Origin of the sequence: Variovorax sp. CCNWLW235 (assembly GCF_037204085.1) — a bacterium.
Lineage (GTDB): Bacteria > Pseudomonadota > Gammaproteobacteria > Burkholderiales > Burkholderiaceae_C > Variovorax.
Window position 1 is genome coordinate 399,065 of the sequence record NZ_JBBCBW010000002.1, and the last position, 14,536, is coordinate 413,600.

General features: G+C 67.4%; 13 protein-coding genes. 6 read left to right on the forward strand and 7 right to left on the reverse strand.

From position 1 onward, the window contains the following. The first annotated feature begins 27 nt into the window (after positions 1–27). The 3 genes from dinB (at position 28) to V9L21_RS04415 (ending at position 3,412) form a co-directional block, all read left to right on the forward strand. The gene (gene dinB, locus V9L21_RS04405) at positions 28–1,320 is read left to right on the forward strand and encodes a DNA polymerase IV (protein WP_443304499.1); all 1,293 of its coding nucleotides are present in this window, start codon (positions 28–30) and stop codon (positions 1,318–1,320) included. Between the two features lie 12 nt (positions 1,321–1,332). Further along, complete coding sequence (locus tag V9L21_RS04410; RefSeq protein ID WP_337309487.1) at positions 1,333–2,025, forward strand: TIGR02117 family protein; 693 nt, start codon at positions 1,333–1,335, stop codon at positions 2,023–2,025. A gap of 106 nt (positions 2,026–2,131) precedes the next feature. Beyond that, positions 2,132–3,412 carry a DNA topoisomerase IB gene (locus V9L21_RS04415; protein WP_337309489.1) on the forward strand — a complete coding sequence of 427 codons (1,281 nt, stop codon included), beginning with the start codon at positions 2,132–2,134 and terminating at the stop codon, positions 3,410–3,412. On the opposite strand, the gene V9L21_RS04420 is transcribed toward V9L21_RS04415, so the two are convergent. Beyond that, on the reverse strand, positions 3,358–4,035 hold the full coding sequence (locus V9L21_RS04420; RefSeq protein WP_337309491.1) for a hypothetical protein: 678 nt from the start codon (positions 4,033–4,035) through the stop codon (positions 3,358–3,360). The two genes, V9L21_RS04415 and V9L21_RS04420, sit on opposite strands and share 55 nt — an antisense overlap. Positions 4,036–4,271: 236 nt before the next feature. After that, entirely contained in the window at positions 4,272–4,451 is a 180-nt protein-coding gene (locus tag V9L21_RS04425) for a DUF3606 domain-containing protein (protein WP_337295628.1), read from the reverse strand. Positions 4,452–4,660: 209 nt separating this feature from the next. Between V9L21_RS04425 and V9L21_RS04430 the strand changes: the two genes are divergently transcribed. Continuing rightward, positions 4,661–5,077 carry a nuclear transport factor 2 family protein gene (locus tag V9L21_RS04430; protein WP_337309493.1) on the forward strand — a complete coding sequence of 139 codons (417 nt, stop codon included), beginning with the start codon at positions 4,661–4,663 and terminating at the stop codon, positions 5,075–5,077. 21 nt (positions 5,078–5,098) lie between these two features. Here V9L21_RS04430 and V9L21_RS04435 read toward each other — a convergent pair whose 3' ends face one another. The 3 genes from V9L21_RS04435 to V9L21_RS04445 are packed head-to-tail and all read right to left on the reverse strand — an operon-like array spanning position 5,099 to position 9,963. Then, positions 5,099–6,595 (reverse strand): class I adenylate-forming enzyme family protein, encoded by a 1,497-nt coding sequence (locus V9L21_RS04435; RefSeq protein WP_337309495.1) that lies wholly within the window; start codon positions 6,593–6,595, stop codon positions 5,099–5,101. 3 nt (positions 6,596–6,598) lie between these two features. Further along, on the reverse strand, positions 6,599–7,591 hold the full coding sequence (locus V9L21_RS04440) for a Bug family tripartite tricarboxylate transporter substrate binding protein (protein WP_337309496.1): 993 nt from the start codon (positions 7,589–7,591) through the stop codon (positions 6,599–6,601). Positions 7,592–7,635: 44 nt separating this feature from the next. Beyond that, a complete protein-coding gene (locus V9L21_RS04445; RefSeq protein WP_337309498.1) occupies positions 7,636–9,963 on the reverse strand; it encodes an acyl-CoA dehydrogenase in 2,328 nt (775 codons plus the stop codon). A gap of 106 nt (positions 9,964–10,069) precedes the next feature. Between V9L21_RS04445 and V9L21_RS04450 the strand changes: the two genes are divergently transcribed. Further along, positions 10,070–11,233, forward strand: coding sequence for an acyl-CoA dehydrogenase family protein (locus tag V9L21_RS04450; RefSeq protein WP_337309500.1), 1,164 nt, complete (start codon positions 10,070–10,072; stop codon positions 11,231–11,233). Between the two features lie 12 nt (positions 11,234–11,245). After that, a complete protein-coding gene (locus V9L21_RS04455; protein ID WP_337309502.1) occupies positions 11,246–12,607 on the forward strand; it encodes an MmgE/PrpD family protein in 1,362 nt (453 codons plus the stop codon). Between the two features lie 22 nt (positions 12,608–12,629). Here the strand turns inward: V9L21_RS04455 and V9L21_RS04460 are convergent, their stop codons facing one another. Continuing rightward, on the reverse strand, positions 12,630–13,520 hold the full coding sequence (locus V9L21_RS04460; protein ID WP_281149489.1) for a LysR substrate-binding domain-containing protein: 891 nt from the start codon (positions 13,518–13,520) through the stop codon (positions 12,630–12,632). 79 nt (positions 13,521–13,599) lie between these two features. Next, positions 13,600–14,505 carry an SDR family NAD(P)-dependent oxidoreductase gene (locus tag V9L21_RS04465; protein ID WP_337309505.1) on the reverse strand — a complete coding sequence of 302 codons (906 nt, stop codon included), beginning with the start codon at positions 14,503–14,505 and terminating at the stop codon, positions 13,600–13,602. Positions 14,506–14,536: the final 31 nt, after the last annotated feature.

Sequence of the window (14,536 nt, forward strand, 5' to 3'; positions counted from 1 at the left end):
CGAAACCGCGGTCCGCCGCATTCTGGCATGCACCCGCCGCAGGCAGACACGGCCCCGCCGCGAGACAATCGGCCTGTGAGTTCCCAGCCTTTGCCAAAGCCGCCGATACGCCGCATCGCCCACCTCGACATGGACGCCTTCTTCGCGTCCGTCGAGCTGCTTCGCTATCCGCAGCTCAAGGGCTTGCCGGTGGTGATTGGCGGCGGGCGGCGCAGCGTGGACGAAGCGATTCGCCACGTGCCCGAGGGCGGCACGCTGGCCGACATTCCCATCGACGCCTTTCCGCGCCTGAAAGACTACGTGGGCCGCGGCGTGATCACCACCGCCACCTACCCCGCGCGGCAGTTCGGCGTGGGCTCGGCCATGGGGCTCATGAAGGCAGCCAAGCTGTGCCCGCAGGCAATCATCCTGCCGGTGGACTTCGAAGAAATCCGCAAATACTCGCGCACCTTCAAGCAGATCATCAGGGAGGTTGCGCCGCTGATGGAAGACCGGGGCGTGGACGAGGTGTACATCGACTTCACCGAGGTGCCCGGCGGCCAGCGCGACGGCGGGCGCTCGCTCGCGCGGCTGATCCAGAAAGCGATTCTCGACGCGACCGGCCTCACCTGCTCCATTGGCGTGGCGCCCAACAAGCTCATTGCCAAGATGGCGAGCGAGTTCAACAAGCCCAACGGCATCTCGGTGGTCTACGAGGACGACTTGCAGACCCTCATCTGGCCGCTGCCTTGTCGCAAGGTGAACGGCATCGGACCCAAGGCCGACGAAAAGCTCAAGCGCTTCGGCATCGAGACCGTGGGCCAGCTCGCGGCGCGCGACAGGGATTGGCTCATCCAGAATTTCGGCAAGTCCACCGGCGCCTGGATGCACGAAGTGGCCTGGGGGCGCGACGACCGGCCGGTGGTGACCGAAAGCGAGCCTGTGTCGATGAGCCGCGAAACCACGTTCGACCGCGACCTGCATGCGGTGCGCGACCGCGCAGAGCTGGGCGCCATCTTCACCCACCTGTGCGAGAAGCTGGCCGAAGACCTGCAGCGCAAGGGCTACGTGGGCAAGACCATCGGCATCAAGCTGCGCTATGACGACTTCAAGATTGCCACGCGCGACCAGACCATCGACCGCTACACCGCCGACGGCAAGACCATCCGCCAGATTGGCGGGCTGTGCCTGAAGCGCGTGCCGCTCGAGCGGCCGCTGCGCCTGTTGGGCGTGCGTGTGGGTGCGCTTGCGAAGGCCGGCAGCCCCGAGGCGATGTCACCCGCAGGCGCGGGTGCCCCGCGTGCGCCAGCGGACGCGGCGACCACCGCATCGCTCTTCTAGGTTCCAGGCTCGATGCCGAACCGCTGGCCCCGGCGCATTGCCATTGCACTGCTGGCGCTGCCGCTGCTGGCCGGGCTTTATGTGGGCACGGCCTGCGCGCTGATGTTCTGGCCAGCCAACGCAACGCCCCGGGACGCCACCACCGCAAACACGCCCGGAATGCAGGCCTGGGTCTTGAGTAACGGCGTGCACACCGACCTGGTGTTTCCAATCCGCTCGGCAACCATCGACTGGCGGCAGCTCTTCCCGCTCGCGCATTTCAAAGCCGTGCCGCCCGACGCGGAGTTCATCGCCATCGGATGGGGCGATCGCGAGTTCTACCTGAACACGCCGACGTGGGGCGACCTGACCGTGTCGCGCGCATTCGGCGCCATGCTCGGCGGCAACCGCGCCCTGCTGCATGTCACCTACCTGCGACGCGCGCAGCTGCGGCACAACGCCTTCCACCTGCCGCTTTCCGAAGCGCAGTACGCACAGCTCGCGGGCTACGTGCGTGCCGCCCTGCCGGCAGGCCGCGCAACGCCGATTGCCGGCGCCCACTACGGCAACGACGATGCCTTCTACGAAGCCAAAGGCGGCTACCACCTCTTCGAGACCTGCAACACCTGGACCGGGCGGGGCCTGCGGCAAGCGGGCGTCAAGGTGAGCCGTTGGACACCCTTCGATTTCAATGTGACGTGGCACCTGGAGTCGGCGCGGCCCTGACGCACAGGAACAAAGCGCCTCCATCGCACCAGCGACGAATGCGGCGTCCTACAGGCGGCGATTGCCGGTGCTGGCACAAGCGCTGGGTACTCACCATGCAAACCACATGCCGGCAAGCTCCACATCGCCTCCACAGCCCTCACCGCCTTCCAAGCCAACGCCGATCGCCAACGGCCTGGTCTATGTGAACCCCGACATGCCGGGCATCCGGCGCCTGAAGCACGGGGACCACTTTCGCTACCGCGATGCAAAGGGGCAATGGGTGCGCAACCCGGACGAGCTCTCGCGCATCCGCATGCTGGCGATTCCGCCGGCCTATACGCAGGTGTGGATCTGCCCCCTTCCCAACGGTCATCTGCAGGCCACCGGCATCGACGCGCGGGGCCGCAAGCAGTACCGCTATCACGCCGACTGGCGGCTCTTCAAGGACGAAACCAAGTTCGAGCGGCTCGAAGCCTTCGGGCTTGCGTTGCCGCGCATCCGCGCACGCGTGGTGCGCGACCTGCAAGAGGGTGGCAAGGCGGCCGCGCCGGGGCGCCAGCAGGTGCTGGCGGCGCTGGTGCGCCTGCTCGACACCACGCTGCTGCGCGTGGGCAATGAAGAGTACGCGAGCAGCAACGGCTCCTACGGCCTCACCACGCTGCGCAACCGGCACGCCGCCGTGGAGGGCGCGGCGCTGCGGCTGCGCTTCCGCGGCAAGAGCGGCGTCATGCACGAAGCCCTGCTCGACGATCCGCGCGTGGCGAAGGTGGTGCGCCAATGCCAGCAGCTGCCCGGCCAGGCTCTCTTTCAGTACCAGGACGAGGACGGCGAGCTGCGCAGCGTGTCGTCCACCGACGTGAACGACTACCTGGCCGAAGCCTCTCCGGGCGAGCGCTTTACCGCCAAGGACTTTCGGACCTGGCACGGCACCGTGCAGGCGCTGGAGCTCACGCGGCTGGCCTGCGAACCGGGCCGCGCCGCCGCCGACGGCAGCCGCTACAGCGCCAAGGAGATCCTGACGGCCGTGGCCAAGCAGTTGGGCAACACGCCCGCGGTGTGCAAGAAAGCCTACGTGCACCCCGCGGTGCTGGCGCTTGGCAGCGCGCTTGCGGGCGACGGCGAAGACGAATCCGCAGAAGTGCTGCGAAAGATGTCGGCCCGCACCGCGGCCCGGCGCACGCGCGGGCTCCACGCCGCGGAGGAACGGCTGCTCGCCTTTTTGCGGGCGCACCGGCAGCGGCTGGCGCGCGAACTGCGCGAGGCATCCACGGCACGCAAGACGAACGGCAAACGCAGTTCAACAGTTGCACCCCGGCCTACCCGGCGCCCCGCGCCGCGGCAAAGGCCTGCTCAGCCTGCGGCGAGCGAGAAGCGAACGCTGTCGCGTTCCAGCGCCACGGTGTAGCCCAGGTCTTCGGCCAGGCTTTGCAGCGCAATGGCGTCGATGGCCAGTGCGCGCGGCGCACGATGCGCGCCGAGCACCGGGCTCACGCCACCGGATTCGCGCGGCAAGGCGTTCAGGCGAAGCGCGTCAGCCCTGTCGGCATCGATGCGTATGGCACCGGCCTCGGGCACGCTGTCGTGCAGATAGCCGAGCCCTCCAAGAAGCAGGTAGCGCAACGCGGCTCCCTGCGGCCGGCGGGGCTCACCCTCGAGCGGGTCGAGCGCGGCGTCGACGTCCAGCGTCACACCGTGCATGTCGAAGGCTGCGCGCATCAGGCCCACGCACTGCGCCACCAGCGCGCTGCGCGTGATGCCGTCATCCGCCGTGGCCAGTTCCCAGTCGCGCAGCGAGCGGATGCCTTCGACGAGCTCTGACACCTGGTTGTCGATGAGCGCCACGCGTTCTTCGCAGGCTGAGGGGTCGATGGGCGTGGTGCCGACCTGGCGCTTGAGCATGAGCAATGCCATGCGAATGACCGAGACCGGCGCCGCCATGTCGTGCCGCAATGCCGGCAAGGCGCGAGTGAGCAATTCATGGCGGACGCCGGCGGCGATCCAGCTGCGGGCTCCTGGCGAGGCCTTCATTGCACGGCGGCGCCCGAAGGCTTCGCCTCGTTTTGTGGACAGGCCGGCAGACGGCTGCGGCCTGCAGGTCGGGGGACGGCAATGGGCACGTTCACTTTGCGCTTCCTGAGCGAAGGAAAGTCAACAAGTATCGGCCCCGCCTTCTTCGGCGGGTGTAGGAGCGTGCCTACGCTTTGGCCCTCGGGAAGAACGGGTTTTCGGGGCGGGGAACGCCGCAGAACAGGCGGGACGCAAAGCTACGGTTTTCCGAGGTAGACCCGCACGTCCTTCACCTCGACGCCCGCGGCCGCGACGGCCGAGCGCAGTTGCGCCTCGGTCACGCCCAGGGTCTGGGTCCAGTAGCGCACCTCGTGCGGCTCGTTGACGTTGATGCGGCTCCGGTCTTGCGGGCCGCGCTTGCTGAGATCGTCTGCCATGGTGGTCGAATGCTCCTTGATCGGTGCAGACAAGATGCCCCCTTTTCCTGCGCGGCACTGGAGGACGGCGGCGCGGGTCGATGCAGGAAAAGTCCGAGCAGCAGCGCAGTGCCACACGGCGCCGTGGGCGTTGGAGATGTCCGGAAGCGGCGCGCCCGGCGATGGCCTCGCGCCTATCTTCAGTGCTCGATCACTTCCCCAAAAGCCGCATGACACCCGAACAGAACAAGCGCACCGTTTCCGATGCATGGAAGGCCTTCGCAAGCCACGATGCGGCACGCATTGCCGCCTGGTTCACGGAAGACGCCGAGTGGCTCGCGCCGCAGCGCAACGCCACTGCGCTGGCGCTTGGCATTCCCGACCACATGATCGGACAGAAGGCCATCGTGCACTTTCTGGCGGAGATATTCCCGAAGCTTTTCGTCTCCGATGTCACCGTCGATTTCCGCAGCAGGTACTGCGAAGGCGACACCGTGATCGTCGAGCTGCGCATACAGGCCCTGCTTGCGAACGGCAGAAAATACGACAACGACTACTGCTTCATCTTCGAGCTCAGAGATGGACGCATCGCCCGCATGCGCGAGTACATGGATACGCAGAAAGGCCATGCCTGCATCTTTGGCTGATGCATGCAGCGCGCAGGGCCGCTATCTGCAGCGCGCCTGCAGTTCGCGCTTGAGCACCTTGCCGTTGGCTGTGGTCGGCATGGCGTCGATTGCCTCGATGCGCGCCGGTCGCTTGTAGGGCGACAGATGCTCGGCCAGATACGTGCGCAGCGTGGACTCGTCGAGCACCGCGCCGGGCTTCATTTCGACGAAGGCGACGATCTGCTCGTTGCCGTCCGCCTCGGGCACACCGACCACTGCGCAAAGGTGTACGCCGTCGAAGCGGCCGATCACCGTTTCGATCTCGGCGGGATAGACGTTGAAGCCCGAGCGGATGATCATCTCCTTGAGCCGGCCGACCACGAACAGTGCGCCGTCCGCATCGAAGCGGCCGAGGTCGCCGCTCGCGTACCAGCCGCCCGGACGCATGACCTGCGCCGTGGCCGCCGCATCGCGGAAGTAGCCCAGCATGAGGCCGGGGCCGCGCAGCCAGATTTCGCCTGTCTCGCCCGGTGCAACATCGATGCCGCCGGAGTCGACGATGCGCGCCTCGCCCCCTTCCACCACGCAGCCTGCGGCCGTGTCCGCGCGCGGAGCCTCGACGCGCGTCAGGAACACCGAGCCCGCGTACTCCGAAAGGCCGTAGCCATAGTGCAGTGGCTGGCCGAACAGCGCCTCGACGCGCTGCTTGAGCCCAAGGTCGAGCGGCGCGGAACCCGTGTAGACGTAGCGCAGCGCCGGAAAGCGGACCACCGCGCGCTCCGCCTCGATGTGCGCCAACAGGCGCGCATACATGGTGGGCGGGCCGAGCAGGTTCGACACCTGTTCATGCGCGAGCGCCTGCAGCATGTCGGCAGGAGAAAAGCTCGCGCGCAGCACCAGCGCAGCGCCGCCGGTGAGCGCAGCCATCAGCACCGTGCCGATGCCGAAGATGTGCGTCATCGGCAAGAACGCGTAGACCCGGTCGCGCTCGTTCAGCGCACGCACGCGGGCCGACACGCGGCCGAAATGCAGCAGCCCGCCGTGCGACACCATCACGCCCTTGGGCGTGCCCGAGGTGCCGGATGTGAAGATGATGGCGGCCGCGTCCGCCAGCGCAGGGTCGGCCTCCAGCTGGGCCTCGGCGCGGATGGCCGATCGCATCACGCCGGGCAGTGCCGATGGCACTGCGCCGGCGCGAATCGCGTGCTGGCGCGCGGCCTCCGAAGCGCCGGTGGTGAAGTAGCACAGCCGCGCGTCGGCGCGCTCGGCAATGGCCGCGATTTCGCCCGGCGACATGCGCGCATTGACGCCGCACGACCAAGCACCGACACGGCTGCACGCCATGATCAGCGCGATGTGCGCGGCGCAGTTCTCGGCCACCAGCAGCACGCGGTCGGTCGGCCGCACGCCCGCTGCCAGCAAGTCTTGGGCGGCAGCCTCGGCCATGGCCTGCAACGCCGCATAGGACACGGTGCCCGAGGGCTCGAAAAGAAAAGCCGCCTCGGGCGAGCGCGATGCGCGCGCTTCGAGCAGTTCGTGGATTCGCATGGGCACCATCGGCTATTCCGCTTCGATGCCCTTGGACGCGGTGGCCCAGAGCTTTCGGTCGGCCTGGCCCTTGGTGGCCAGCAGTTCCGCGGCGCCGGTCCACACTTCGTAGCCCTGCTCGCGCAGGCGACTGGCGATGTCCTCGCGCGCCATGGCCTTGTGCGCGGCCGCATTCAGGCGGGCAACCAGCGCCGGGTCCATGCGCGCGGGGCCGTACAGGCCGAACCAGCCGCCCACGTCATACCCGGCCACGCCGGATTCGATCATCGTGGGCACCTCGGGCAGCATGCGGTTGCGCTGGCGCGAGGTAACGGCCAGCGCGCGCAGCTTGCCCGACTGGATGAATGGCCGCGAGGTGGCGATGATGTCGAACATCATCGTCACGGTGCCGCCCATCACGTCGGCCAGCGCGGGCGCGCTGCCTTTGTACGGCACATGCGTCAGCTGCACGCCGGTCATCTTCTCGAGCAGCGCACCGCTCAGGTGGTTCGAGGCGCCGATGCCGGCCGAGCCGTAGAACACCTTGCCCGGCCTCGCCTTCGCGTAGGCCAGCAGCTCGGCCACGCTGTGCACCGGCAAGTCCTTGTTGACCACCAGCACGTTGGTGTAGTCCACCAGCGGCGCGATAGGCGTCAGGTCCTTCATCGGGTCGAAGGGCATCTTGCGCTGGATGTTCGGGTTGATGGTGATCGTCGGGCTCGCGCCGAAGAACAGCATCGCAGCATCGGGCGCAGCCTTGGCAACCGCATCGCCGCCCACCGAACCGCTGGCACCCGGCCGGTTTTCCACGATGACCTGCGTGCCGAGCTCCTGGCCGAGCGCGGGCGCAAGCAGGCGCGCCGCGCCGTCCACCGGCCCGCCCGCGGAGTAGCCGACCACCAGCTTGATGATTGGCGGCAGCTGCGATTGCTGCTGCGCGAAGGCGCGCGAATGCAGTGCGGCCAGCAGTGCGCTGCCTGCCAGCGCGGCGACGGCTTGCCGCCGTGTGATGTCCGTGGTTTTCATTGGCTTGTCTCCTGTTGTTTATTTCTTGGGCGAACGCAACCGGCTCAAACAGGCAGATCGAGCACCTGCCGCGCGAGGATGTTTCGCTGGATCTCGTTGGTGCCGCCGTAGATCATTGCGGCTGTCGAACCGATCAACGGCGACAGCACATTGAAGGTTTGTCCGTCGAGCACCTGGTCACCGGCCACGGCACCCTGCTCTTCCCCGGCCTCGATCAGCATTGCGCCAATGCGGTGATAGGTTTCGCTGGCCCAGATCTTCAGCAGCGACACCGAGGCGGGCAGCGGCTTGCCCGCTCGCACGATGTCGGCAAAGCCCGTGTACGCCGCCGACAGGTCGAGCACGTCGAGCCGCAGCGCCGCAAAGCGCTGCGCAAACACCGGGTCGGCAAAAAGGCGCCGCGCCTGTGCAAGCCGCGCCAGTTGGCCGAGCGCGTACTGCGACTGCTTGGGGCTGCCGAGAAAAATGCGCTCGAAGCCCAGCAGCGCCTTGGCAATGGTCCAGCCGCCGTGCAGCTTGCCGACCAGGTTTTCGGCCGGCACGCGCACGTTGTCGAAAAACACTTCGCAGAACTCGGGCTCGCCTGAAAGCGTGTGAATCGGCCGCACCGTGATGCCCGGCGTGCGCAGGTCGCACAGCAGAAAGCTGATGCCCTCTTGCTTACGCGCGGCCTTGTCGGTGCGCACGAGCATGAAGATGTGATTGGCGTCCTGCGCGAGCGTGGTCCAGATCTTCTGGCCGTTGACGATGAAGTGGTCGCCCTCTGCATCGCGCCCCGCCACGGCCTCGGTGCGCAGCCCGGCCAGGTCGGAGCCGGCGTTGGGCTCCGAATAGCCCTGGCACCACACATGCTCGCCGTTCAATATGCGTGGCAGAAAGCGGCCTTGCTGCTCGGGCGTGCCGTGCTGGATCAACAGCGGCCCGATCATCACGATGCCCTGGTCGGGCGTGCGCGCGACGCCGTATTGCTCCAACTCCTCGATCCATGCAATGAGCTTGTCGGCGGGCAGACCCATGCCGCCATGCGCCTGCGGCCACGCCGGCGCGATCCAGCCTTGCTCGGACAGGGTGAGATACCAGTCGCGTATCTCGCTCCAGCGGGCCCGGTGCGAAAGGTAGCGCAGCTGCTGCGGGTAGCGCTGCTGCAGAAAGCCGCGCACCATGCGACGGAAATCCGCTTCGGGCATTTCGCTCCAGTCGGCAGTGCGCGGAAACTCGCCCTCCCATTCGGCTGCGCCCGTTCGTGCTTCCCCGCCTTCAGCCAGCACGGCATGACGGCGCTGGTGCGCAGCGGCATTGCCGAGCCACGCCGAAAGGCACAGCGTGCGCTTGTAGTACAGGCTCAGGTCGCACTCCTGCGTGTAGCCGATGGCGCCATGCAACTGCACTGCCGCACGCGAGACTTGCAGCGCCGCGGCGGTACAGCGGGCATTCACGCGGCTGGCCTCGGCTTCGAGCCGGTCGGCGGCAAGCCCCTGGCCTGCGAGCGGCAGCACCTCCGCCAACGTGGCTTGCGCCACTTCGAGGTGAATGAACATGTCCACGCAGCGGTGCTGCAGCGCCTGGAAGCTGCCGATGGGTTTGCCGAACTGCGAGCGGGTGCGCAGGTACGCCAGCGTCTGGGTGAGCATGGCCTGCCCCACGCCCAGCAGCTCGGCGGCCTGCAGGATCTGGCCGGCAGCCAGCGCATGGCGCAGGGCGTCCTGCGCGGCGGGGCCTTCCGCCAGCACTGCTTCGGGTGGCAGCTCCACTTGTTCGAAGCGCAGGCTCGCGGCCTGGCTGCCGTCCACCAGCGGCATCAGGGTTTCGCTCACGCCGGCCGTGCCGCGCGGCACCCATAGCAGCACCGCATCGTCGCTGCCCCTTGCCGACACCAGCCAGCCGCTGGCCGCCGCGCCGGGCAGCACCATGAGCTTCTCGCCCTGCAGCAGCACGCCGCCCGCATGACCCGCGCGCGGCTCGCAGCCGCAGGCCAGCGGCACGGCGCTCAGGTCGCCCGCGCTCTCCTGCCAAGCCAATGCGGGCAGGCTGCGGCCCGCCACAAGGTCGGCAAGCAGCGACTGCGCGCTCTTCGATTCGAGCCGCGCCAGCAGCAACGCGCTGAGGCCCGCCACCGCCAGCAGCGGTTCGGGCGCAACGTGCTCGCCGGCCGCCCGCAGTACTTGCGCGGCACCCGCGAGGCCCAAGGCCATACCGCCGGCCGATTCAGGTGCCAGCATGCCGGTCCAGCCCAGTTCGGCAAGCGCGCTCCAGCCTTGCGCCTCGTCGGCATCGGCGTGTTCCATGCGCTCGCGCCGGCGCTGGATGGAACGGCTGCGAACGAAGTAGTCGAGCGCGGCTTCGCGTATTGCGGAGAGTGATTCGGTGTCCATCGCCGCAGCGTGACAGAACACCCTTTCGCGCGGCATTTGCATTTGGCGAAGGGAGGGTTTCGCAATGACAGAACCGCCTCGCGCGGGAGAGGCATAGATTCGGTGGATGAACAGCAGCAACGACACCCGTTTTTCCGACATCCGCGACGCCGTGCGCGACCTGTGCGCGCAGTTTCCCAACGAGTATTTCCGCAAGGTCGATGAAGCGCGCGGCTACCCCGCCGAGTTCGTCGATGCGCTCACCAAGGCCGGCTGGATGGCCGCGCTCATTCCGCAGGAGTACGGCGGCTCGGGCCTCGGGCTTACCGAGGCTTCGGTGATCATGGAAGAAATCAACCGCTGCGGCGGCAACTCCGGCGCCTGCCACGGCCAGATGTACAACATGGGCACGCTGCTGCGCCACGGCAGCGAGGCGCAAAAGCGCAACTACCTGCCGCGCATTGCCACCGGCGAGCTGCGCCTGCAATCGATGGGCGTGACCGAGCCCAGCACGGGCACCGACACCACCAAGATCAAGACCACGGCCGTGAAGAAGGGCGACCGCTACGTCGTCAACGGGCAGAAGGTGTGGATCTCGCGCATCCAGCACTCGGACCTGATGATCTTGCTGGCGCGCACCACGCCGCTGGCGGACGTGAAGAAGAAGTCCGAAGGCATGTCGATCTTCATCGTCGACCTGCGCGAAGCCATCGGCAACGGCATGACGGTGCGGCCCATCCTGAACATGGTGAACCACGAGACCAACGAACTCTTCTTCGAAAACCTCGAGATCCCGGCCGAGAACCTGATCGGCGAAGAAGGCCAGGGCTTCAAGTACATCCTCGATGGCCTGAACGCCGAGCGCACGCTGATTGCGGCGGAATGCATCGGCGATGGCTACTGGTTCATAGACAAGGTCACGGCATACACAAAAGAGCGCGTGGTGTTCGGCCGGCCCATCGGCCAGAACCAGGGCGTGCAGTTTCCGATTGCCGAGGCCTTCATCGAGATCGAGGCCGCCAACCTCATGCGCTATGAAGCCTGCCGCCTGTTCGATGCGCGCGAGCCCTGCGGCGCGCAAGCCAACATGGCGAAGTACCTTGCGGCCAAGGCAAGCTGGGAAGCGGCCAATGCCTGCCTGCAGTTCCATGGCGGCTTCGGCTTTGCCTGCGAATACGACATCGAGCGCAAGTTCCGCGAGACGCGGCTCTACCAGGTCGCGCCAATCTCGACCAATCTCATCCTGAGCTACGTGGCGGAGCACATGCTCGGCCTGCCGCGCTCGTTCTGAAGGGACTGATCCATGACCGATTCGACCCACCCGAGCAAGGTGCTCGCCACCTTTGCCGCCGAGCTGCAGTTCGCGAACATCCCCGCGCCCGTGCTGCGCCGCACCGAAGACCTGATGCTCGACTGGCTGGGCTCGGTGCTCGCCGCCCGCACTGCGCGGCCGGTGCGCTCCATCGAACGCTTTGCACAGATGATGGGCCCCGCCGATGGGCCGAGCGAAATACTCACCTCGCGCCGCACCAGCTCACCGGTGTTTGCGGCGCTGGTCAACGCAGCGGCTTCGCACTACGTGGAACAGGACGACGTGCACAACGGCTCGGTGTTCCACCCCGCCGCGGTGGTCATTGCACCGGCACTGGCCGTGGCGCAGAGCATTGGCGCCAGCGGTGCGCAACTGCTGGTGGCCGTGGTCGCGGGCTACGAGGTCGGCATCCGCGTGGGCGAATTCCTGGGCCGCTCGCACTACAAGACCTTTCACACCACGGCAACGGCGGGCACGCTGGCGGCGGCCGCCGCGGTGGGCAGCCTGCTGAAGCTCACGCCTCAGCAGATGCTGCACGCCTTCGGCTCGGCCGGTACGCAGTCAGCGGGGGTGTGGGAGTTTCTGCGCGATGCGGCCGATTCCAAGCAGCTGCACTGCGCGCATGCGGCAGCCAGCGGGCTCATGTCTGCCTACCTTGCGCAGGACGGCTTCACGGGCGCCGCCAAGGTGCTCGAAGGTGCGCAGGGCCTTGGCGTTGGCATGTCGAGCGACGCCGATCCGGCACGGCTCACCGACCGCCTCGGTACGCGCTGGGCGCTGGCCGAAACCTCGTTCAAGTACCACGCCTCGTGCCGCCACACCCATCCCGCGGCCGATGCGTTGCTGCAGGTGATGACGCAGCACGGCCTCAAGCCCGACGACGTGGCCCGTGTGACCACGCATGTGCACCAGGGCGCCATCGACGTGCTGGGCCGCGTCACGGTGCCGGCCACGGTGCACCAGGGCAAGTTCTCGATGGGCACGGTGCTGGGCCTGATTGCGGTGCACGGCCGCGCAGGGCTGGGCGAGTTCGACCGCGATTTTCTTGCGCCCGAGGTGGCCGCGTTTCGCGACAAGGTCGCGATGGAGCTCGATGCAGAAGTCGATACCGCCTACCCCGCGCGCTGGATCGGCAAGGTGAGCGTGCAGACCCGCGACGGCCGCACGCTGCAGGGCCGAGTGGACGAGCCAAAGGGCGATCCGGGCAACACGCTGAGCCGCACCGAGATCGAAGACAAGATGCAACGCCTTGCGCACTACGGCGAAGGCGCCACGGCCGACGAAGCCAAGGCGCTGTGCCAGCGCATCTGGCAACTGGCCGACGCGCCCCGCGTGGAACGCTGGCTGCCCTGAAGGCAGCACGTGCTAGCGCCAGTTAAGGCGCGACGAGGTGGTCGAACAGCTCGCGCGCCGAAGCCGGCAGCTGTTCGCGGTCGCGTGCAATCAGCTTGAGTTCTCGCTCCGCCCATGCATCGCTGAGCGCGACGGTTGAGATCCGCATCGCCATCGACAGCCGCTGCGCCGATGAAGCCGGCAACACGCCGACGCCCACGCCCGCTTCGATCATCAGGCAGATGGCCTCGAAGCTGCTGACCTGGATGCGCGGGTTGAAGCCGCGGCCGGCCAGCTCGGCGCGGCGCTGCAAAAAGCGGTGGATGGCGCTGCCGTGGTGCAGGCCCACGTGCTGTTCGTCGAGCGTGTCGGCAAAAGCCACCGACGGCGCGCCTGCCAGGTGATGCGTCTCGGGCACCACCAGCACGAGCTGGTTGCTGCCGAAGGGGCGCGCGTCGAATTCACCGGTGTGCACATCGCCCGCCAGGATGCCGATGTCGGCCTCGCCATCGGCCACGGCGCGCACGATTTCTTCGCTCAGGTATTCACGCAGGTCGACCTGCACGGCCGGATGCTGCGTGAGAAAACCCGCGAGCTTTTGCGGCAGGTATTCGGTAATCGACGTGGTGTTGGCGAACACGCGCACATGGCCCTTGATGCCCTTGCCGAAGTCCTGCATGTCGCAGCGCAGGTGCTCCATCTGCTGCATCACGCGCTTGGCGTGGTAGAGCACCGCCTGCCCCGCCGCCGTCAGGCTCACGCCCTGCGCGCTGCGGTGCAGCAGCTTGCCGCCCACGGCCTCTTCCATCTGCTTGATGCGCGTGGACGCCGCCGCGAGCGAGATGCAGGCTTTCTCTGCGCCGCGCGTAAGGCTGCGTGCGTCCGCCACGTAGACGAACAGTTTCAGGTCGAACAGGTCGAAATGCAGGTTCACCGGACAAGCGCGCCAAGAAGGAAAGAAGCGTGCATTGTCGGCCGAATGGCGCTGTATGCGCCCTTCTCGGGGTTTGACCTCAGACCGGGTCCCAGCTGAACACGTCCGCCGAGCGGTCCAGCGGATAGAAGCTCGCACGCATGGCGGGCATGGCGTGCTCGGCAATGCTCTCGGGCGTCCAGCCTTCGGAGCGGTGAATGGAGCGCACCGGCCGCGGCTGGCTGATGAGCGAAATCTCGTTGTTGCGCACCGCAAATATCTGGCCGTTGACCGCGCCGGCCGCGTCGCTCGCAAGGTACACCGCAAGCGGCGCCACCTTGGCGGGCGTCATCTGCTTGATCTTGTCGACGCGGGCGCGCTGCTCGTCGGTGTCGGTGGGAATGGCGCCGATCATTCGGCTCCATGCGAAGGGCGCGATGCAGTTGGAACGCACGTTGAACTTGAGCATGTCGAGTGCAATCGACTTCGACAGCGCCGCGATCCCGAGCTTGGCCGCCGCGTAGTTGGCCTGGCCGTAGTTGCCGATGAGGCCCGAGGTCGAGGTCATGTGCACCATGGCGCCCGAGTTCTGCTCCTTGAAGTGCGTTGCGGCCGCGCGGCTCACGTAGTAGGCGCCGTAGAGGTGCACCTTGATCACGGCGTCCCATTCGTCGACCGACATCTTGTGGAAGAAGCGGTCGCGCAGGATGCCGGCGTTGTTGACCACGGCGTCGACGCGGCCAAAGCTCTCGACCGCGCATTCGACGATGCGCGCCGCACTGGCCGCTTCGGCCACGCTGTCGGTGTTGGGCACGGCCTGGCCGCCGGCGGCACGGATTTCGTCGACCACCTGCTGCGCAGGGCCGGCACTGCCGCCCGCGCCATCGAGCGCGGCGCCGATGTCGTTGACCACCACCTTGGCGCCGCTCTTCGCCATTGCCAGCGCAATGTCGCGCCCGATACCGCCGCCCGCGCCAGTGATGACGACCACTTTTCCTTCAACCATGTGTGTCTGCTCCGGAAATCCGCCCGCAGTT

Excerpts from the sequence above, each read along its gene's own strand:
- dinB (WP_443304499.1), top strand. The coding sequence starts at position 28 with ATGCACCCGCCGCAGGCAGACACGGCCCCGCCGCGAGACAATCGGCCT.
- V9L21_RS04410 (WP_337309487.1), top strand. The coding sequence starts at position 1,333 with ATGCCGAACCGCTGGCCCCGGCGCATTGCCATTGCACTGCTGGCGCTG.
- V9L21_RS04415 (WP_337309489.1), top strand. The coding sequence starts at position 2,132 with ATGCCGGCAAGCTCCACATCGCCTCCACAGCCCTCACCGCCTTCCAAG.
- V9L21_RS04420 (WP_337309491.1), bottom strand. The coding sequence starts at position 4,035 with ATGAAGGCCTCGCCAGGAGCCCGCAGCTGGATCGCCGCCGGCGTCCGC.
- V9L21_RS04425 (WP_337295628.1), bottom strand. The coding sequence starts at position 4,451 with ATGGCAGACGATCTCAGCAAGCGCGGCCCGCAAGACCGGAGCCGCATC.
- V9L21_RS04430 (WP_337309493.1), top strand. The coding sequence starts at position 4,661 with ATGACACCCGAACAGAACAAGCGCACCGTTTCCGATGCATGGAAGGCC.
- V9L21_RS04435 (WP_337309495.1), bottom strand. The coding sequence starts at position 6,595 with ATGGTGCCCATGCGAATCCACGAACTGCTCGAAGCGCGCGCATCGCGC.
- V9L21_RS04440 (WP_337309496.1), bottom strand. The coding sequence starts at position 7,591 with ATGAAAACCACGGACATCACACGGCGGCAAGCCGTCGCCGCGCTGGCA.
- V9L21_RS04445 (WP_337309498.1), bottom strand. The coding sequence starts at position 9,963 with ATGGACACCGAATCACTCTCCGCAATACGCGAAGCCGCGCTCGACTAC.
- V9L21_RS04450 (WP_337309500.1), top strand. The coding sequence starts at position 10,070 with ATGAACAGCAGCAACGACACCCGTTTTTCCGACATCCGCGACGCCGTG.
- V9L21_RS04455 (WP_337309502.1), top strand. The coding sequence starts at position 11,246 with ATGACCGATTCGACCCACCCGAGCAAGGTGCTCGCCACCTTTGCCGCC.
- V9L21_RS04465 (WP_337309505.1), bottom strand. The coding sequence starts at position 14,505 with ATGGTTGAAGGAAAAGTGGTCGTCATCACTGGCGCGGGCGGCGGTATC.